Genomic DNA, 18,786 nt, shown 5'->3' with positions numbered 1-18,786 from the left:
CTTCGGAGAGCCGGTTGGAGCGTCCTATCACCATGACTAAACTGACCGCGATGAAGGTTCTGATCACCGGCGGCGCCGGCTACATTGGCTCGACCGTCGCGACAGCGTGCATCGACGCCGGAATCGACGTCGTCGTGCTCGACGATCTGTCGACCGGGATGAGGGCGTTCGGCGAAGGCCGCAACCTGTATGTCGGTGATATCGCGGACGCCGAGCTGGTCAGGCGGATCATGACGGAACACCCCGACATCGACGCCGTCGTGCACTGTGCGGCGCGGATCGTCGTACCGGAATCCGTCGCCGACCCGCTCGGTTACTACGATGCGAACGTGGGCAAGACCATCCGCCTGCTCCAGCATCTGCGGGCCGCGGGCGTGACTCGCGTCGTGTTCAGCTCGTCGGCATCGGTGTATGCGGGTGACAGCGGCGCAGGAGTCGACGAGGACGGCGCGCTCGCGCCGGCCAGTCCCTACGCCACGAGCAAGGCGATGGTCGAGCAGATCCTCGCGGATGCCGCATCCTCGGGCGATCTGCGCGCGGTGGCCCTGCGCTACTTCAACCCGGTTGGCGCCGACCCCCGACTGCGCACGGGGCTGCAGAATCCGACGCCGTCCCATGTACTGGGGAAGATCATGCAGGCGCACGCCGAGCGCGCGGCGTTCGCGATCACGGGCACCGACTGGCCCACCAGAGACGGCTCCGGCCTGCGCGACTACATCCATGTCTGGGACCTCGCGCTCGCGCACGTCGCCGCCGTGCGGAGGTTCGACCACGTCGCCACAGCACAGAACCCGTACCGGGTGATCAATCTCGGCACGGGGGACGGCGTCACTGTCCGGGAGCTCGTCGACGCGTACACACGAGTGACGGGCGTCGCCGTACCCGTGGTCGAGCAGCCGCGGCGCCCCGGCGATCAGGCAGGCGCCTTCGCGATCGTCGACCGTGCGGCGGCGCTTCTGGAGTGGCGTTCCGAGCGATCGCTCGATGAAGGAGTCCGCGACGCACTGCGGTGGGCGGCGAAGCTCCGCGAAGACGCGCTCGACTGAGGCCCGCCCTGGCTAAGGCCCGCTGCTTCGGAGGGTGGGGATGGTCCCGGTGTGCGCGGCGTCGATGCTCTCGCGCCACGAGCGGGACTGCCCGGCGCGCAGCGCGCACAGGACGAGCATGAACCAGCCGGCGCCTGCGAGCGTGAAGCTCTCGAACATCGAGTCGACCGCGAGCGTGACCAGCATCAGCGGCGTCCAGGCGTAGACGACGGAGCGGCGCACGCTCGCCACGAGCCAGGACCGCACGGTCGCGACACCCCCGAGCAGGAGGAACAGCACGAGCCCGGCGGTGCCCAGCTGGAGGAGGACGTCGAAGTACGCGTTCAGAGCGCTCTGGTGGTGATCGTCGAGGAGGAAGTTGATGTACGTGAACGGATACTCGCCGCGCGCCCACGGTCCGAACCAGCCCCACCCCTCGATCGGCTTGAGGGCGACGAAGTCGAGGATCGTGTTCCACAGGGTCGCCCTGATCGAGAAGTCCGATCCGGCGTCCAGCAACGCGATGATCGCATGCCGCAGCGCGAAGGCGGCGGTGAGCGCCATCGCCACGAGGACGCCGAGCACCCACTGCACGACCGTGCGCCGCTCCGCCGGAGTGTGCCGCACGATCGCCAGGGCGACGGCCACGACACCCACCGCTGCGGCGAGCACGAGCACGGTGGGCGAGGACGAGAGGAAGGCGAGCAGGGCGCCGAGCGCGATCGAGGGGATCGCGATGCGGGCGGTCAGCGACTGGGATCGCCATTCCACGACGAACGTGATGAGGGCGATCACCGTGACGAAGCCGAGCATGTTGCGGCTGCCGAAGATCCCCTGCACCGGACCGCCGACGGCCAGGTCGCCCTGGATGCTGAGGAAGGTGAACGGCATGTCGAGGAGCACCCCCGACAAGATTTCGAGACCGAGGGACAGCAGCAGCAGGATCCGCAGCGAGTCGCCGAGCGCGCGGACGGTCTGCAGAGTGTCGCGGATGTGGCCGACCGTGATCGCGAGGAACGCGAAGCCGAACAGCGCCATCCACCCGAAGGCGGTGTCGGACTTGTCGGTCGTCCAGACCAGACTGACCAGGGCCCAGGCGAGGAACGCCAGGAGCGAGGAGGGCGCGATGCGCAGCAGCGACAGCTCCTCCCGGCGCACCCAGAGGATGCAGGCGCCCAACGCGCACAGCGCGGCGATCACGGTGGCGAGCGTCACGGGCGCTGCGGCGCGCTCGATCGTGAAGGCGGAGAAGACCGCTGTGAGCACCGCGACCGTATAGGCACGCGCGAACTCGGCCGAACCGAGCAGTCGCACCAATCCGCCCTGAGACGTCACGGAACCCGCCGGCTTCTCTCGCCGCGCTCGATCACGCGCTCGCGCTCGCCGACGCCCACCAGCGGCACGGCCTTGATCTTGAAGGACAGCAGCACCAGGAGCATCCAGCCCCACAGCATGATCGGCGTCGACTCCGTCAGCCCCTGCACGAGCAGGACGACCGTGAACAGGCTGGGCAGCAGCGTGAGGGGGGAGTAGGAGCGGTCGGCATCCAGGTCCCACCTCGGCCGGTCGACGGCGAAGAACCACGACCGCCACAGGAGGCCGAGGTACGCGAGTGCCATGAGGACGACACCGAGGGCCCCGAGCTGCATCAGCACATCCAGCCACATGTTGTGAGCGTGGAAGACGGTGATGTGGTGGTCGGTGATCCACCCCTTGAAAGCGGGGTCGAAGGGCACCCACGGGCTGGAGAAGCCGTTGCCGAAGACGGGATGCTCTGCGGCGCGCTCCAGCACCTTCGTCCAGATCTTGTCCGAGCGGCCGGTGAGATCGGCACTCCGCCCGACCAGGGCGAAGAGCGGCTCGCGCAAGAGCCAGACGAGTCCGGCGACGAGCGCTCCGCCCCCGAGGAAGACGACATACAGTCGCGTGCGCGCTCCTGGCGTCGGTGCGCGGCGCATCAGCAGGGCGACGACGAGCACCAGGCCGGCCGCGGCCGCGCACGCGTAGGCGGTCGCCGATCCTGCTCGGAGGATGAAATATGCGGCGAGCAGTGCCCACAGCGCCAGGGTCGTGCGCCACCGGGCGCGGGCGGCGAACAGGATCCCGAACGTGAGCAGGGCGAACAGGCTGATGATTGCCAGGAGATTCGAGTTGCCGACGATGCCCTGGATGCGCCCTCCGTCGAACAGGTTGCCGCGTACCCAGTACCAATGCGCATCGATCTCGCCCTCGGGGCGGACGAAGAAGTTCGGCAGGATCGGCTCGTGCACGACGAGCGCCACCCAGAGCTCGACGGCGAGCGAGAGGCCGAGGATCCACTTGAAAGCGGACGCGAGTGCTCTCACGATCTCGTGCCACGTGAGCACGTGCACGATGAACAGCGCGTTCACGGTCACACCGGCGAGCAGGACCCACGTGATGAGCGTCGCTCCGCGCCACTGCGACCACGCGACCGAGACCAGCGCGAGGACGGTGTATCCGGTCGCCGCCCAGGGGAGCCGGCGCCAGGCGAAGGCATGCGGGCGGCCACGGGCGATCATCGGGATGCCGATCGCGAGGGTGGCTACCAGGAACGCCGCGAGCGCGATCGCTGCTCCGATCTCGCCGAGCAGGTTGTACACGGCGGAATGCGCGAAGGCGGCGAACAGCACCAGGATGATGTACCCGCGCAGCAGAAGGTGCCCCGTCGACTCGCGCTCCGGCGCGGTGGGCGGGGCTGCCACCGGGTGCTTGGTGTAATGCGCCATCGGGTTCAGGCTACAGCGCGCGGCTGGTCGCCCACTCGACGTCTTCGCTCGTGGCACGGTGTGTTCGGGTGCCAATACGCTGGTGGCATGCTTCTCAGCCTCACCAACACTCCCCGCGACTACGCCTGGGGATCGACCACTCTCCTCGCCGGACTCGAAGGACGCCCGCCCGCGAGCGGGCCGGAGGCGGAGGTCTGGTTCGGGGACCACCCCGGCGATCCCGCCGACGTGCAGGGCGACGGGACCCTCGACGCCGTGACCGGTGGTGAGCTGCCGTATCTGCTGAAGCTCCTCGCCGCAGCCTCGCCCCTGTCGATCCAGGTCCACCCGACGCGCGAGCAGGCCCGCGCGGGGTGGGAGCGGGAGGCGGCGCTCGATGCGGACGATCCGACCCGCAACTACCGGGACGACAACCACAAGCCCGAGCTCATCGTCGCGCTGAGCGACCGGTTCGAATCCCTGAGCGGACTCCGGCCCGTTCCCGACACGTTGCGACTCCTGGACGCGCTCGACGGCGGAGCCGGTGTCGCGGCCCTCGTCGAGCGTCTCTCGCAGCCCGGCGACGTGCTGCGCGATGTGATCGGATGGCTGCTGTCGGGGGACGCTCAGGTCGAGGTCGATGACATCATCGCGTCCGTGCGTGCGGCTGCGGACTCGGATGCGGGGGAGTGGACGACCACTCTGAGGGCGGTGTCGGCGATCTCCGAGACCTACCCCGGTGACCCGGGAGTGGTGGTCGCGCTGCTGATGAACCACGTGGTGCTGCGCCGAGGCGAGGGGATCTTCCTGCGGGCGGGTCTCCTGCATGCGTACATCTCGGGGCTCGGAGTGGAGATCATGGCGGCGAGCGACAACGTCCTGCGCGGCGGACTCACCCCCAAGCGCATCGACGTCGCGGAGCTCCTGTCGATCCTCGACACCACGACGGGGGAGGTGCCCGTGCTGCGCCCCGTAGAGGTCGGGGCCGTCACCGAGTACGAGGTGCCCGTCGACGACTTCGCGCTGCGTCGAGTCGCGCTGGACGGTCAGGACCTGCCGATCGAGGTCGCGGGACCCACGATGGTGCTCGCCACCGATGGTCGCGTCGCCGTGCGCTCGGATTCCGACGTCGAGCGGACGGTCCCGGTCGGCACAGCGGTGTTCGCCACCGCCGACGAGACGCGGCTCACACTCAGCGGCGTGGGAGAGGCCTTCGTCGCCTCGCCGGGTCACGGCACCTCCGCCCGCGCGAAGTGAGCCGCCGAGGGGGCCGCGACACGCCGTGTCGAGCTCAAGAACCTTCAAGACCTGATTGAGGGTTTACGATCCGCGACTTGACCGATGCGAATGACACGGGTGTAATTAGTTGAGCACGGCCCGCCGAGGGGGCGGAAATAAAGGGTTGGAGAGCGAGATGACGGGTTACCGTTCAGACGTACCGGAGAACTGGTTCGTCGATCCGGTCAATCTCGGTGTTCCGGGAGTTCGGAAGGCCGAGGGCGACGATGACAACGCGCTCTCCTGGCAGAGCGATGCGCTGTGCTCGCAGACCGACCCCGAGGCCTTCTTCCCCGAGAAGGGCGGATCGACCCGCGATGCGAAGCGGATCTGCACCTCCTGCGACGTGCGTGGCGAATGCCTCGAGTACGCGCTCAACAACGACGAGCGCTTCGGCATCTGGGGCGGCCTCTCGGAGCGCGAGCGCCGCAAGCTCAAGCGCCGCGCGAGCTGAACGCTCCCGGCTTCGCTTCGCGGCCACGCCGCATCCGGTCCCTGTCGTGGACCTGAGGCGCGCATAGGCTGACCACGTCATGCCAGCCCGAGTTCATGCAATCATCGTGGCGCGCCCCGGTTCCTCCGCCCGCGCGCAGCTGCTCCACACACTCGACGCCCTGCGCTCTCAGAGCACACCGGCGGCAGCCATCACCCTGGTGATGTGCGGCGACGCCACCACGGCCAGGGAGAGCGACACCGTCGCGAGCATGGTCGAGGGGATCATCGAAGCGCGCCAGAGCACGTCGTTCGCGGATGCCGTGGAACTCGCGCGCCCCCGGGTGCTCGACGGCACCGCCGTCTGGCTGCTGGCGCACGACACGGCCCCGCATCCGCGTGCTCTCGAACGCCTCGTCGGGACCCTGGAGAAATCGCCGTCGGCGGCGATCGTGGCTCCGAAGCTCGTCCACACCGACAACGACCGCGAGATCGTGTCCCTCGGGGTGAGCATGACCGGACTCGGTCGTTCGGTCGAGCTCGCCGCCGGTGAACTCGACCAGGGACAGCACGACGGTCGCGACGATGCGCTCGGTGCCGACATCCGCGGCCTCCTCATCCGCGGAGAGGTGCGAGACGCGCTGCGTCCTGACCCCGCATTGGCAGGAGCCGACGAGGGCCTCGACCTCGGAGTACGCGCGCGCCTCGGCGGCGGACGCGTGGTCCTCGCGCCTGCGGCTCGGGTGTCGGTGTCTCCGGACGGGCCTGCGGCGCTGCCGACCGGGCGCGGCAGGCGCGCCTACGCGACCCGGGTCGCACAGCTGCACCGGCGTCTCGCCTACGCGCCCGGATTCGCGGTGCCGCTGCACTGGCTGAGCCTTCTGCCGCTCGCGCTCTGGCGCTCGATCACCGACCTCATCGCGAAACGCCCTGAAGCAGTGCTCCCCGAGTGGGCGGCCGCGCTGACCGTGCTGCTCCGATTCCCCGCGATCGCGCGATCCCGTCAGCGGATCAGAGCGTTCCGGACCTCGAGCTGGGCGAGCATCGCGCCCTTGCGCGTGAGCCGCTCGGATCTCCGTCGCCGCCTCGACGACGGCCATGGCAGCGAAGGCGGTGCCGTCAGCGAGCTGCGATTCTTCTCCGGCGGTGGAGCGTGGACCGTGCTCGCCGCCCTCGTCGTGAGCATCGCGACCTTCACGACGCTCCTGGCGTGGCCGGTCCTGGGTGGGGGCGCACTGCTGCCGCTGCGGACGACGGTGGCCGCGCTCTGGAGCGACGCGGCCTGGGGGCTGCGCGGCCTGGGGGCCGACGTCATCGGCCCTGCCGACCCGTTCGCCGGCGTGGTCGCGGTGCTCGGTTCGCTATGGCCGGCGGGCCCCTCGTTCTCGCTCGTGCTGCTGTGGATCCTCGCCCTCCCGCTCGCGGTGCTGGGCGGATGGTTCGCGTCCACGCGGGTCACCGACCGCTCCGGCCTGCGCATCTTCGCCGGCGTCGTCTGGGCGCTCGCGCCGACGTTCCTCACCGCCCTGATCGACGGCCGGCCCACCGCGGTGCTGGTGCATCTGCTCCTGCCCTGGCTGTTCCACACCGCAGTGGTGGCACATCGATCCTGGGGCGCGGCAGGAGCCGCATCCGTGCTGTTCGCGGCCGTCACCGCCTGCGCTCCCTCGCTCGCACCGGCCCTGCTGGTCCTGTGGGTCGTGGCGCTCGGAATCACCCTGGCCGGCGCGCGCCTGCGCGGTGCCATACGACTGCTCTGGCTGCCCGTGCCCGCCATCGCGCTGTTCGCACCGCTGGTGATCTGGCAACTCGGTCATGGCACCCTGATCTCCGTGCTCGCCGACCCCGGCGCCGTCTGGGCAGGACCTCACGCGGGGGCGGACCCGGCAGGCAGGCTCGCGCTGGCGACCGGCTTCCCGACCTCCGACCTCGCTCGGTGGGTCTCCGTGATCGGGTCGGACCTGGCGCCCTGGGCCGGAGTCCTGCTCGCTCCGCTGGCGCTCCTGGCGCTCCTCTCCGCCGTCGCCCCGCGCTGGCGAGCCGGAGTCACCCTCCTCGTCGTCGCCCTCGCCGGATTCGCCACTGCCTTCCTCGCCGTGGGCATCACGGTCTCCTTCGCTCAGGGGAGTGCGATACCGATCTGGCCCGGAGCCGGACTCAGCCTCATGTGGATCGGAATGACGGGCGCCGCCCTGGTGACCTTGGACACGGCTCTCACGCTCCCGCGGGTGCGGGTTCTCAGTGCCGCCGTCGCCGGCCTCGCGGTCGCGATCTGCGCGGTACCCGCGCTCGCTGCCTTCCACGCGGGCTCCTCGGTGCTGCACGACGGTCCGGCATCCACTCTTCCGGCCTACGTGGCGGCCCAGGCAGGGGAGGACCGCCCCGTCGGCACGCTCGTGCTCACGCCGCAGAACGATGGCGGTCTCTCGATGCTCGTGGCATGGGGCGGCAGTGAGACCCTCGGCGCGCAGGCCACGATGCTGTCGACGGCGACCGAGCCGCAGGGTACGGACCTCACGACACTCGCGGTGGACCTGCTCTCGGCCCGTGACTTCGACGCGGCCGATGAGCTGGGTGAACAGGGGATCGCGTATGTGCTCCTCGCTCAGGTGGCCGGTGACGAATCGGATCGGGCGCGTATCCTGCGCACCGCCGCCGTGACCTCTCTCGACCAGCGCGCCGGCTTCGTGCAGGCGGGCTCGACGGACCGCGGAGTGCTCTATCGGCTCGAGGCCGACGCCTCGCGGCCTGGCGAGCTCTCGCCAGGCCAGCAGGCGACCTCCCGACTCGTGATCACTCTGCAGCTCGTGCTGGTGTTCGCCGCGCTGCTGCTCTCCGTGCCGACGCGGGCATCCCGCCGGGCTGCCAGGGCGAAGTCCCGCATCGTCGGACGCGTTCCGGAGGAGCCGCTGGTGCTCCCTCGGCACGCTGAGGAGCGGTACCGCGGCGATCCCGTCGTCGCGCCTGTCGATGATGACGCGCCCTCCGGCGACGCTGTTGCCGAGACTGCGGCGTCGACGGACCTCGACGTCGCGGCTCCGAATGGCGCGGACGCCGACCCTGCTCCGGACGATTCCGACACCGCGGATCCTGATACCGCGGGTCCCGACGCGCCGGACTCTGACATCGCGGACCCCGACACGTCGCACGATCGACACGACCCCGAGGAGGAGAGCCGATGAACGGCAACCGCGCATTCCGGGTCGCCGCGACCGGCGCTCGCGTCCTCACGGGAGCGGCCGTCGCCGCCGCGTGCGTCGTGGGAGTCATCTTCGCCGTGTCCGCGCCGTGGCCGACGATCGCGCATGAGCCGGCGCAGACCGCGGTCACCCCTCTCCCCGCCGACACGGTGCTGGTGTGCAACGGCGACTTCCGCGCCATCGGACGCGACTCCTCGAATCCGCTCGAGATGGTGTCCGCCGCCTCCCCGCGGACGACCGTCGACGGCAGCGCGGGCGCACCGGCATCCGAACCCCTCTCCGCAGACGATCTGGCGGACGGCGGATCCGCGCAGCGCCTCGTCGGCCAGGTCGAGGGCCGGACGGCCCCGCTGCTGGGCGCGACCGAATCCTTCGCCCTGTCGGAGCCCGACCTGTTCGGTCTCGCGGCCGCACCCTGTCGCCCGGCCAATACGGAATCCTGGCTCGTCGGCGGCACTGTCGAGACCGGCACGGAGGATCTGATCGTCCTCACGAACCCCGGCGTCGTGCCCTCGACCGTCGCTCTCACCCTGTACGGGTCGGTCCGGGCGTCGAGCACGATGATCGTCCCCGCACAGTCGCAGGTCGCCGTTCTGCTGACCTCGCTCGCAGCCGGCTCCGAGCTCCCCATCGTCCAGGTCACCGCGACGGGCTCGCCCGTGCGCGCCGTGCTGCAGTCGTCTCTCACGCGCACGCTGGATCCTGCCGGTATCGATCTGCAGGACGCGGTGCCCGCGCCTCAGCAGCATCCGGTGATTCCCGGTATCCAGGTCTTCGAGAGCCCGGGGGACAACTCCGAGATGGCCGTACTCAGACTCATGGCACCGGAGGCCGAGGCGCAGGCGGTGGTGACGGTCACCGAGGTCGGCTCCGCCGCGATCGCCGACGAGTTCACAGTGCCGCTCACTGCCGACCAGCCGGCCGAGGTCTCGCTGTCGACGCTCGATCCTGGCGTGTACACCGTGCAGATCGACGCGGATGCCCCCGTGCTGGCCGCGGCTCGCGCGCAGGACGGTGCAGGACCCGAGACGGACTTCGCCTGGGTGACGCCTGCGCCCGAGATCGAGGACGAGGTCCTCGTGTCGGTGCCGGCAGGGCCGGCCCCGCGCCTGATCGTCACCAACGACGCGGATGCCGATGCGACGATGCAGCTCGCTCCGGTCGACGGCGGCGATCCGATCGACGTCACCGTCCCGGCGGGCTCCTCGGCATCGGTCGCGCTGAAGCCGCGGACCGTCTATCGGATGGTTCCGTCGAGCACCGTGCATGCCGCGGTCACGATGACCGCGGCCGGTGCGCTCGCGGTCTGGCCGGTCTGGCCGGCCGCAGGCGCGCAGCAGAGCATCACCGTCTACCCCTGAGCCTCTGGGGCACGTCCGCGACGCGGGTCAGTGCTCGTGGCCGCCGAGATCCCACGGCTCGCGACCCACGTATTCGGCCGCCGCGCGGAAGACGGCGCTCTCGATCGCCATCCGCCGGTGCGCGTTGTCATCATGGCCGGGAGGCAGCAGCCGCTCGATGGGAAGCCGGAAGAGGACGATCCGCCGATTCTCCCTGTCCAGGTACCAGCGCGGCACTTCGTCGGTGGCCTCGAATGCAGGCATCGCGCCAATCTCGAAGCGCACGTCCTGCAGCTCGGGCCAGGTACCGCGGAGGAACTCCACCGCCGTCCCGACCGTGAGGTCGAAGCGATCGATGCGACCGTCCAACGGTGCCAGCGGCGGCCGTACGACCTCGCTGCGCCCCAGACGACCGTGACGGCCGTGCCGAGCGCCGCGGCGGGGAGCGGCGGAGGTGCGCGGACGACGGGGCATAGCGAAAGTCTAGGCGGACTCCGTCGGTCGTGGCGGCGCGGCATCCGCTCGTCGCGCCTTCGCAGACGTAGTCTGGCGGAGATGAACGGAAGACTCTGCTCGAAGGTCGGCTGCGCGCGAGAAGCAGTGGCGACGCTCACCTACGACTACGGCGACCAGATGGCGGCGCTCGGGCCGCTGGGCCTCGCAGATCATCCGCACGCGCACGATCTGTGCGCGCAGCACGCCGACCGTCTTTCGGTGCCTGCCGGCTGGCTCGTCGTCCGTCACGAGGCCCTCCGCGCCTGAACGCAGCCGCGGCCGGGTCGGCCATCCGCGACGCTCGGACACGCCGCTCCTGACAGGAGGCATCGTTCCATCCGGGCTACGCTGACCGCGGGTGCGCCAGGGCGGCGTCGCCGGAAAGGCTCGTGCTGTGATCGTCTGGCGTCGCTGGATCTTCCCCCTGCTCCTTGTCCTCGTGTTCGGCGCATGCGCCGCCGCGCTCGTGAAGATCGCGTTCTTCCCCGACCGCTCCGAGGCGATGGTGACGCCGGGGGCCTCACTCAGTGAGCCCGTGATCGCGGTCGAGCGGGGGTCGGTCGTGAACGCGCTGTCGCTGCCGGGCAACGTGGCTCGAGACGACGCCTTCGCCGTGCGCACGGAGCTCAACGGCACCGTGCTCGCGGTCCACGTCGCCGACGGCACGACCGTCAAGGCGGGGCAGAAGCTCTTCACCGTCCGGCAGGACGACCCGAGGAAGGACATCGACGTCACCGCTCCCGAGGCCGGGGAGATCTCTGCGATCGCGCTGGTGAAGGGACAGATGACGTCCGCCGGCACTGAGATATACACCTTGACGCCGAACCGCTACCACCTGCTCGCGACCGTGCAGCCGGTCGAGCTGTACCGGCTGGTGAATGCCCCGGCCGAGGCCTCTGTCAGCATCACCGGAGGACCGGCCCCCTTCACCTGCACGGGCGTGCGGGTGCAGGTGAGTGCCGAGGGGACGGCGAGCGTGCGCTGCGCCGTCCCGGCGGATCAGGTCGTGTTCGCCGGCCTCCCGGCGACGATGGACCTCGCCCTCGGGCAGGTGGACGATGCCCTGGTGATCCCGGTCACCGCGGTCCAGGGCGGAGCGGGCAGCGGCAACGTCTGGGTCGATGAGGGCGACGGCGCCGAGCCCGAGGAGCGGGCCGTGACGCTCGGTGTGAACGACGGCACCATGGTCGAGGTGGTGGAAGGTCTCGAAGAGGGCGAGTCGATCAGGCAGTTCGTGCCGGGATTCGTCGCCCCCGTCGAGGAGGTCTGCTACGAGGTCGAGCCGGGCGTCGAGCAGTGCGACAGCGGAGCCAGCTGGTGACCCTCGTCGCTCTCGCGGACATCACCAAGAGCGTTCGTCTGGCGGACGATTCGCACCTCGAGATCCTGCGCGGCATCACGCTCGAGGTGAGCGCGGGTGATCACGTGTCGATCGTCGGCAGGTCGGGGTCGGGCAAGTCCACCCTGCTGAACATCCTCGGGATGCTCGATGCGCCCACCACCGGCTCGGTGTCCTTCGAGGGCCGGGAGGTGCGACGGATGCGATCGGGACGACTCGACCGACTGCGCGGCGACAACGTCGGCTTCGTCTTCCAGCAGTTCAACCTGCTGCCCGGTCGCACAGCCCTGGACAATGTGATGATGCCCCTCGGGCATGCGAGCGGGCGGGTGTTCTGGAACCGCAGGAGGATCGCCGCCGACATGCTGGAGCGGGTCGGTCTCGGCCACCGCGTCGAGCAGGTCGCCGATCGCCTGTCGGGTGGTGAGCAGCAGCGCGTCGCGATCGCGCGAGCCCTCGTCCGTCGGCCGGTGCTCATCCTCGCGGACGAGCCCACCGGTGCCCTCGACATCGACACGGGTGCGTCGGTGATGTCACTGCTCGACGAGGTCGCGACGGAGACCGACGCCGCGCTCGTGACGATCACGCACGACCTCCATGTGGCCGCCCGTGCGCGCAGGCACTACCGGCTGGACGCCGGCGTCCTGGAGCCGGCCGACCTCAGCCGCGCGTTCGAGGCATCGACCCTCGCGGCGCCGGTTCCCTCCGCACACCCCGGGGAGTCCGCGGCGTCACCCACGGGTTCCGCCCCGCCCCTCGTGTCCGCAACCGACGGAGGGACATCGTGACCGGGTTCCTCGGAGCTCTTGCCGACGCATGGGCGGAGATCCGCGTCCACAAGCTCCGCGTCCTGCTCAGCCTGATCGGCATCGCGGTCTCGGTGGCCGCGTTGACCGGAGTCGTCGCCATCTCGGAGTATCAGCGTCAGTTCCAGGCGGAGCAGTCCGACCGCTGGGGAGGACGGGTCGCCACCGTGGTCGTCGGCGTCGCCAGCGACGACGGATCACCCGTGGACTTCGACGCCTTCGACGAGCGGTTCACGCGCGTCTCGGAGCGATTCGAGTTCACGCACACCGCGCGGATCGTGCAGGGCATCTTCGTCCCCGTGCAGCTCCCCGACGGGGTCGCCGATGTCACCGCCCGCGCCCTCGACCCGGCCTACTCGCAGATCCATCGCGAGAAGCTGCTGGAGGGCCGGTTCCTGCAGGAATCGGATGCCGAGGCCCTCGCTCCGGCGGTCGTCATCACCGAGCCGCTGTGGGACCGGATGGGGCGGACGCCCCTGGCGGAGCATCCGACTCTCTCCCTCACCGGCTCCGTCGGCGGCACGTATCAGGTCGTGGGAGTCGTCCCGAGGCAGGGCTTCGGTGACGAGGAGCTCCGCGTCGACATGCTGTTCGACGCCTATCGGGCACGGGTCGAGGCGCTCCCTGCGGACGCGTGGCCCCAGTACGAGGTCTGGCTCGGAGCGGATCAGGTCGATGAGATCGCCCCCGTGCTCGCCATGGACCTGCGGGCAGGTCTGCCGCAGGGGCTGACCGTGTCGGTGAGCCGGTCAGACTGGGCGGCACAGCCCGGCGCGATGGACGCCCAGGCGACGTTCGAGATGATCACCGGGGGATCGCGGCGGTGATCCTCGGCCTCGGCGCGCTCAGCCTGATCAACATCCAGCTCGTCGCCATGCGTCAGCGGGTGCGTGAGATCGGCGTGCGCCGGGCGTTCGGCGCATCGTCCGGACGGATCTTCTTCGCCGTGTTCCTCGAGAGTCTCGTCGCGACCACGGTCGCCGGTCTCGTCGGCATCGCCGTCGTGGTCGCCGTGCTGCGGTCGGACTGGGTGGTCACGAGCCTGTTCTACGGCATCCAGGACATTCCGCCGTTCCCCCTGCGGGCCGCGTTCGTCGGCCTCGCCGCGTCCATCATCGTCGGGGCCGTCGCGGGGTTCATCCCTGCCCTCGTGGCACTGCGGGTCAAGGTGATCGACGCGATCAGATTCTGACGCTGACGGCGCCGAGGGGTAGCGGCATCTCCCGGCGGCGAGGTCAGAGGCCGACGCGGCGCCCGGTGAGCTTCTCGGCGCGCCGATCGGCATTCTGCAGCGCGCGGCGCTCCCGCTCACGGCGGAGCACCGTGATGCCCACGAGCACCACCTCCGGGGCGACCGGCGGAAGAGGGGAGACGAAGGGTGCGGCCTCCGTCAGCAGGTCCTGGGCGACGCGGGCGCGGGCGGCCGGAACCATCCGCGGCGCGCTCTGCAGGAACTGGGAGATGCGGCGCGCGAGCCGATCGGGCAGCCGGGCCACATCGGCGACCTGCGACCAGCCGACGAGGTCGACCGGCAGCACGGGCACCGAGGGGATCAGCTTCGGGGTGCGCACGCGCTGGCTGTAGGTGCCGGCGACCATGTCGCCGAGGCGCTGTGACCGGGCGCTGAAGGCACCCGCGAGCACGGCCACCCCGCCGAAGGTCATGTAGATCTCGAGCACGCCGACCAGCGCGCGGATGAACGCGTGCCGGAATCCGGTCGCGCCGCCGTCGATCCGCACGATGCGTCCGCCGATCGCGAGCTTGCCGAGACTGCGCCCGCCGAGCGCGACCTCCATCGTGATCGGGAGGACGACGAAGCTGACGACGATCGATGCGATCACGGCGATCGTGTCCGTCGCCTCATCGAGGACGCCGATGTCGAGGAGCCAGATCCGCAGGAACACCGTGAGGAGGAACACGGCGAAGGACACCAGCATGTCGATGAGCGCGCCTGCGGCCCGCAGGATGAACCCCACCGGCTGCACGTCGATCGCGACGGCCTCGCCGGAGAGCACCTCATCGGACACATCGAGCGGGGCAGACATGAGTACAGTAAATCAGGTGGATGCCGATGCGCTGACAGATGCACGCCGCGCCGAGTGGGAGCGGCTCGAGCAGCTCAGTCGCGCTCGGCTCGACGGCGCAGGCGTCGACGAGCTCATCGTCCGCTATCGCGCGGCATCCGCTGATCTCGCCGAGCTGAAGACGTCGGTGGGCGACTCCCCGCAGGGGGCGTACCTGTCGACGATCCTGGTGCGAGCACGGCTGCGTCTGACGGGCGCCTCGGACAACATCCTCACCCAGACGTCGCGCTTCTTCTCGCGTCAGCTCCCGGCAGCCCTCTATCGCCTGCGCTGGACGACTCTCGTGGTCGCGGTGTCGTTCATCGCGATCGTCGTGGGAACAGCCGCCTGGATCTCCGCCGACCCCGCACTGATCGCGACGCTCGGCCCGCCCGACCTGCTGGAGCAGTACGCCGACGAGAGCTTCACGGGCTATTACACCGAGAACCCTGCCGCGGTGTTCATGGGCATGGTGTGGTGGAACAACGCCTGGATCGCGCTGCAGTGCGTCCTGTTCGGCATCACAGGGCTCTGGCCTCTGAACGTGCTGGTGCAGAACGCCATGGGCCTCGGGGTATCCGGCGCGGTGATGGCGGCGCACGACCAGGTCGGCGTGATGATCCTGTACATCCTGCCGCACGGGCTCCTGGAGATGACCTCGATCTTCGTGGCCGGCGCCGCCGGATTCCACCTGTTCTGGTCGTGGGTCGCGCCGGGGCACCGCTCGCGGGGCGAATCCCTCGCCGCCGAGGGCCGGGCACTCGCGACCGTGGCGATCGGACTCGTCTTCACCCTGTTCGTCTCCGGCCTGATCGAGGGCTTCGTCACCGGCTGGGCGCTGCCCTGGCCGCTCAAGATCGGCATCGGGGCGGCCGCGCTCGCCGCGTTCCTGATCTACATGCTGGTCGTCGGAGGGCGCGCCCATCGGCAGGGCGAGACCGGCGATCTGGTCGAGTACGAGGCGGGCACACCCCGCCTCCTCGCGGGCTGACCCCCACGGCCTCAGATCGTCGCGGACGCGGTCCTCTCGGCTGCGTCGAAGAGCCCTCGGTACGCGAAGCCCGCGATCAGGGCGCCGAGCGCCGGGAAGACCAGGAACACCCACAGCTGCGTCAGGGCATCCGCATCGCCGTAGACGGCCGTCGCGAGCGAGCGCGCCGGATTGATCGAGGCGAGGTCGATCGGAAGCATCACCAGGTGGATCAGCATCAGCGCGAGACCGGCGGCGAGTCCGCCGAACCCCGAGCCCCGCACCGGGTGCGTCGCCCCGAGGACCACCAGCACGAAGATCGCCGCGAACAGCGCCTCGACGATGATCGCCGCCCAGATCCCGAATCCGGCGGGGGATGCGGAGCCGAAGCCGTTGCTCGCGAATCCGGTCGTGCGCTTCGCCTCGAGCCAGCCGTCCGGGCCGAAGAGCCCGACGAGGAAGATCAGGGTGGATGCGACGAGCCCCCCGATGAACTGCGCCAGGACGTAGGCGGGCACGTCGCGCCACGGCATCCGTCCCGCCGCTGCGAACCCGATGCTGACCGCCGGGTTGAAGTGGCCGCCGGAGATCGGTCCGAACGCGTACCACGAGACGGTGAGCGCGAGGCCGGCGGCCAGTGCCACGCCGACGAAGCCGATCCCGGTGCCTGCGTCGACCTCTTCGATGCCGGAGGCGAAGAGTGCGGCGCCGACGATGCTCAGCACCAGGATCGCCGTGCCGAAGGCCTCCGCGGTGAGGCGCGCCGTCATGGTCGACGGGGCCAGGACATCGAAGGTCGCAGGGATGCCGTCGCTGCTCCCTCCCGGTGCAGACGGGGTCACAGTCGCCCAGCCGCCTTCAGTTCGAGGTAGCGGTCGGCGATCCGCGGCGGAAGGCTCTCCGGGTCCGCCGCGATCGCTTCGCCGCCGGCACGTCGCACGGCGTCGGCGACGTTCTCGGCGTCGCGCATCGTCCGCTCCGCTGCAGCGGCGAGGTAGATCTCCTCCCGCGAGCCGCGCTGCATCGCAAGACGCGCGATGCCGTCGTCGGTCACGGAGCCGACCAGGATGGAGGTGGCCCTCGACGCATCGGGGAACGCGCCGAGGAAGCCCCGCGCGGATTCGGCGGCGTCCTGAGCGGTCAGCACGACGATGAGCGCTGGACGCGTGGTGAGGGTGCGGACCGCGGCGAAGGCCCCGTGCCAGTCCGTGTCCACGAGGCGCGCGTGCACCGGGGACATCGCGTCGGTCAGTGCGGGAAGCAGAGCCGCGCCCTCGACACCGGTCACCCTGGCGCGCACCACGCGGTCGTACATCAGCAGATGCACGTGGTCGCCGGCACGCGCGGCGAGAGCGGAGAGCAGCAGGGCGGCCTCGAGCGATGCGTCGACCCTGGTCCCGTCCCCGACGCGCGCAGCAGCCGTGCGGCCGGTGTCGATGATGATCACGACGTGACGGTCGCGCTCCGGGCGCCAGGTGCGCAGCATCGTGGTGCCGGCGCGTGCTGTCGCCCGCCAGTCGATCGATCGCACGTCGTCGCCCCGCACATACTCGCGCAGCGAGTCGAACTCCGTGCCCTGCCCGCGCACCTGAATGCTGGTGTTGCCGTCGAGCTCACGCAGCCTCGCGAGGCGCGAGGGCAGGTGCTTGCGGGACGAGAAGGCGGGGAGCACGCGGATGGAGCCGCGGACACGATGACGTGCCTGACGCCCGGCGAGCCCCAGTGGGCCCTGGGAGCGGATCATCACGAACTCGCTCGACAGCTCCCCACGGCGGCGGGGGAGCAGGGGCACGGCGACACGTCGGCGTTCGCCGGGCGGCACCGTCAGCCGATGGCGGGCGTCGCTCGCGCCGGCCGTCGGCTGCCACGCGTCGCGGATCAGCGCGTGCAGCGTTCGTGAGCCCTGATTCTGCAGTGCCAGGCTGACCGGCACCGGCTCCCCGAGTCTCGTGCGGGCAGGCACCCGTCTGGTCACGACGACCGTGTGCGGACTCGGCGCGAGGAGCACGTCGATTCCGACCAGCAGCAGGCACAGAGCGACCCAGATCCCGAGCGCCGCGTACGGCGGATATCCCGCGAGCCCGGTGAGGACGAGCGGGACGATGCCGACGGCGACGGCGAGCGCGAGACGACCGGTGACGAACACCTAGATCGGCACCCTGGTCTGCTGGACGACGGAGGTGAGTACGGCATCGGCCGACACGCCTTCCATCTGGGCGTCCGGGCGCAGCTGCAGACGGTGGCGCCAGACCGGCACCAGCATGGTCTGCACATGGTCGGGCGTGACCGCCGTCGACCCGTTCAGCCAGGCCCAGGCCTTGGCCGCCGCCAGCAGACCCGTCGACGCACGGGGGCTTGCTCCGAGCTCGACGGAGGGCGACTGTCTGGTCGCCCGAGCCAGATCGACGACGTAGCCGAGCACGTCGTCGGTGACCTCGACGCGGCCGGCGGCGTTCTGGGCCGCGCGGATCTCGTCAGCGGTGACCACCGACTCCACGCCGGTGAGCTCGCGCGGCGAGAATCCCGAGGCGTGCTTGCGCAGCACGGACACCTCGGCGTCGCGCTCGGGCATTCCGACCACGAGCTTCATCAGGAAGCGGTCCAGCTGCGCCTCGGGAAGGGAATAGGTGCCCTCGTGCTCGATGGGGTTCTGCGTCGCGGCGACCAGGAATGGATCGGGAAGCGGACGGCTGACGCCGTCGGCCGACACCTGGCGCTCCTCCATCGCCTCCAGCAGCGCAGCCTGCGTCTTGGGAGGTGTGCGGTTGATCTCGTCGGCGAGGAGGATGTTCGTGAACACGGGCCCTGCGCGGAAGTCGAACTCGCCCGTGCGCGCATCGTAGACGAGCGAACCCGTCACGTCTCCCGGCATCAGGTCGGGAGTGAACTGGACGCGCTTGGTGTCGAGGCCGAGCGCGCGTGCGAACGAGCGGACGACCAGCGTCTTCGCGACGCCGGGGACGCCCTCGAGCAGCACGTGTCCTCGGGCCAGGAGCGAGACGAGGAGGCCGGTGACGGTACCGGCCTGGCCGACCACGGCCTTGTCGACCTCGGTGCGGACCCGGTGCATGGCCTGGCGCAGCGAGGCGTCGTCGAAGTTCTCAGCGGTCAC

At 70.3% G+C, this 18,786-nt stretch carries 18 protein-coding genes; 11 read left to right on the top strand and 7 right to left on the bottom strand.

The window, feature by feature from the left end:
- Positions 1-50 precede the first annotated feature (50 nt).
- A complete protein-coding gene (galE, locus tag BLW44_RS12380) occupies positions 51-1,046 on the top strand; it encodes a UDP-glucose 4-epimerase GalE (protein ID WP_060927276.1) in 996 nt (331 codons plus the stop codon).
- A 12-nt stretch (positions 1,047-1,058) separates the two neighbouring features.
- Here the strand turns inward: galE and BLW44_RS12375 are convergent, their stop codons facing one another.
- The gene (locus BLW44_RS12375) at positions 1,059-2,360 is read right to left on the bottom strand and encodes an O-antigen ligase family protein (protein ID WP_060927275.1); all 1,302 of its coding nucleotides are present in this window, start codon (positions 2,358-2,360) and stop codon (positions 1,059-1,061) included.
- Positions 2,357-3,772: an O-antigen ligase family protein gene (locus BLW44_RS12370; RefSeq protein WP_060927274.1), complete on the bottom strand. Its 1,416-nt coding sequence runs from the start codon at positions 3,770-3,772 to the stop codon at positions 2,357-2,359. The genes BLW44_RS12375 and BLW44_RS12370 overlap by 4 nt, the downstream gene beginning before the upstream one ends.
- An 87-nt stretch (positions 3,773-3,859) precedes the next feature.
- Here BLW44_RS12370 and manA point away from each other — a divergent pair, with 87 nt between their 5' ends.
- The 4 genes from manA to BLW44_RS12350 all read left to right on the top strand — a co-directional run bounded on the left by manA (position 3,860) and on the right by BLW44_RS12350 (position 10,022).
- Positions 3,860-5,008 (top strand): mannose-6-phosphate isomerase, class I, encoded by a 1,149-nt coding sequence (manA, locus tag BLW44_RS12365; RefSeq protein WP_060927273.1) that lies wholly within the window; start codon positions 3,860-3,862, stop codon positions 5,006-5,008.
- A 157-nt stretch (positions 5,009-5,165) separates the two neighbouring features.
- On the top strand, positions 5,166-5,483 hold the full coding sequence (locus tag BLW44_RS18435) for a WhiB family transcriptional regulator (protein WP_060927272.1): 318 nt from the start codon (positions 5,166-5,168) through the stop codon (positions 5,481-5,483).
- 106 nt (positions 5,484-5,589) lie between these two features.
- Entirely contained in the window at positions 5,590-8,643 is a 3,054-nt protein-coding gene (locus BLW44_RS12355; RefSeq protein WP_338061385.1) for a glycosyltransferase, read from the top strand.
- Positions 8,640-10,022 carry a DUF5719 family protein gene (locus tag BLW44_RS12350; protein ID WP_060927271.1) on the top strand — a complete coding sequence of 461 codons (1,383 nt, stop codon included), beginning with the start codon at positions 8,640-8,642 and terminating at the stop codon, positions 10,020-10,022. The genes BLW44_RS12355 and BLW44_RS12350 overlap by 4 nt, the downstream gene beginning before the upstream one ends.
- A 27-nt stretch (positions 10,023-10,049) precedes the next feature.
- Here BLW44_RS12350 and BLW44_RS12345 read toward each other — a convergent pair whose 3' ends face one another.
- Positions 10,050-10,475 carry a hypothetical protein gene (locus BLW44_RS12345; protein WP_245647423.1) on the bottom strand — a complete coding sequence of 142 codons (426 nt, stop codon included), beginning with the start codon at positions 10,473-10,475 and terminating at the stop codon, positions 10,050-10,052.
- Between the two features lie 81 nt (positions 10,476-10,556).
- On the opposite strand from BLW44_RS12345, the gene BLW44_RS12340 reads away from it, so the two are divergent.
- The 5 genes from BLW44_RS12340 (at position 10,557) to BLW44_RS18270 (ending at position 13,833) form a co-directional block, all read left to right on the top strand.
- Positions 10,557-10,763 (top strand): DUF3499 family protein, encoded by a 207-nt coding sequence (locus BLW44_RS12340; protein ID WP_060927270.1) that lies wholly within the window; start codon positions 10,557-10,559, stop codon positions 10,761-10,763.
- Between the two features lie 127 nt (positions 10,764-10,890).
- Positions 10,891-11,817 (top strand): efflux RND transporter periplasmic adaptor subunit, encoded by a 927-nt coding sequence (locus tag BLW44_RS12335; protein ID WP_060927305.1) that lies wholly within the window; start codon positions 10,891-10,893, stop codon positions 11,815-11,817.
- Positions 11,814-12,623, top strand: coding sequence for an ABC transporter ATP-binding protein (locus tag BLW44_RS12330; RefSeq protein ID WP_060927269.1), 810 nt, complete (start codon positions 11,814-11,816; stop codon positions 12,621-12,623). Before BLW44_RS12335 ends, BLW44_RS12330 begins: the two co-directional genes overlap by 4 nt.
- The gene (locus BLW44_RS12325) at positions 12,620-13,468 is read left to right on the top strand and encodes an ABC transporter permease (protein WP_254775129.1); all 849 of its coding nucleotides are present in this window, start codon (positions 12,620-12,622) and stop codon (positions 13,466-13,468) included. Before BLW44_RS12330 ends, BLW44_RS12325 begins: the two co-directional genes overlap by 4 nt.
- Positions 13,465-13,833: an ABC transporter permease gene (locus BLW44_RS18270; protein ID WP_254775128.1), complete on the top strand. Its 369-nt coding sequence runs from the start codon at positions 13,465-13,467 to the stop codon at positions 13,831-13,833. The genes BLW44_RS12325 and BLW44_RS18270 overlap by 4 nt, the downstream gene beginning before the upstream one ends.
- Positions 13,834-13,876: 43 nt before the next feature.
- Here the strand turns inward: BLW44_RS18270 and BLW44_RS12320 are convergent, their stop codons facing one another.
- On the bottom strand, positions 13,877-14,686 hold the full coding sequence (locus BLW44_RS12320; RefSeq protein WP_060927267.1) for an RDD family protein: 810 nt from the start codon (positions 14,684-14,686) through the stop codon (positions 13,877-13,879).
- Between the two features lie 16 nt (positions 14,687-14,702).
- On the opposite strand from BLW44_RS12320, the gene BLW44_RS12315 reads away from it, so the two are divergent.
- Positions 14,703-15,695 (top strand): stage II sporulation protein M, encoded by a 993-nt coding sequence (locus tag BLW44_RS12315; RefSeq protein WP_060927266.1) that lies wholly within the window; start codon positions 14,703-14,705, stop codon positions 15,693-15,695.
- 11 nt (positions 15,696-15,706) lie between these two features.
- Here BLW44_RS12315 and BLW44_RS12310 read toward each other — a convergent pair whose 3' ends face one another.
- The 3 genes from BLW44_RS12310 to BLW44_RS12300 are packed head-to-tail and all read right to left on the bottom strand — an operon-like array spanning position 15,707 to position 18,744.
- The gene (locus BLW44_RS12310; protein ID WP_245647422.1) at positions 15,707-16,516 is read right to left on the bottom strand and encodes an aquaporin; all 810 of its coding nucleotides are present in this window, start codon (positions 16,514-16,516) and stop codon (positions 15,707-15,709) included.
- Positions 16,513-17,820, bottom strand: coding sequence for a DUF58 domain-containing protein (locus BLW44_RS12305; RefSeq protein WP_060927265.1), 1,308 nt, complete (start codon positions 17,818-17,820; stop codon positions 16,513-16,515). The genes BLW44_RS12310 and BLW44_RS12305 overlap by 4 nt, the downstream gene beginning before the upstream one ends.
- Positions 17,821-18,744, bottom strand: coding sequence for an AAA family ATPase (locus BLW44_RS12300; protein WP_245647427.1), 924 nt, complete (start codon positions 18,742-18,744; stop codon positions 17,821-17,823).
- Between the last annotated feature and the right edge of the window lie 42 nt (positions 18,745-18,786).

This window comes from Microbacterium hydrocarbonoxydans (assembly GCF_900105205.1).
GTDB lineage: Bacteria > Actinomycetota > Actinomycetes > Actinomycetales > Microbacteriaceae > Microbacterium > Microbacterium hydrocarbonoxydans.
The sequence above is the reverse complement of the archived record's forward strand: the minus strand, read 5'-3'. Positions and strand labels throughout refer to the sequence as shown.

Bases quoted from the DNA above. Each gene is read 5' to 3' on its own strand.
- galE (WP_060927276.1), top strand. From the start codon at position 51: ATGAAGGTTCTGATCACCGGCGGCGCCGGCTACATTGGCTCGACCGTC.
- BLW44_RS12370 (WP_060927274.1), bottom strand. From the start codon at position 3,772: ATGGCGCATTACACCAAGCACCCGGTGGCAGCCCCGCCCACCGCGCCG.
- manA (WP_060927273.1), top strand. From the start codon at position 3,860: ATGCTTCTCAGCCTCACCAACACTCCCCGCGACTACGCCTGGGGATCG.
- BLW44_RS18435 (WP_060927272.1), top strand. From the start codon at position 5,166: ATGACGGGTTACCGTTCAGACGTACCGGAGAACTGGTTCGTCGATCCG.
- BLW44_RS12350 (WP_060927271.1), top strand. From the start codon at position 8,640: ATGAACGGCAACCGCGCATTCCGGGTCGCCGCGACCGGCGCTCGCGTC.
- BLW44_RS12345 (WP_245647423.1), bottom strand. From the start codon at position 10,475: ATGCCCCGTCGTCCGCGCACCTCCGCCGCTCCCCGCCGCGGCGCTCGG.
- BLW44_RS12340 (WP_060927270.1), top strand. From the start codon at position 10,557: ATGAACGGAAGACTCTGCTCGAAGGTCGGCTGCGCGCGAGAAGCAGTG.
- BLW44_RS12320 (WP_060927267.1), bottom strand. From the start codon at position 14,686: ATGTCTGCCCCGCTCGATGTGTCCGATGAGGTGCTCTCCGGCGAGGCC.
- BLW44_RS12300 (WP_245647427.1), bottom strand. From the start codon at position 18,744: ATGCACCGGGTCCGCACCGAGGTCGACAAGGCCGTGGTCGGCCAGGCC.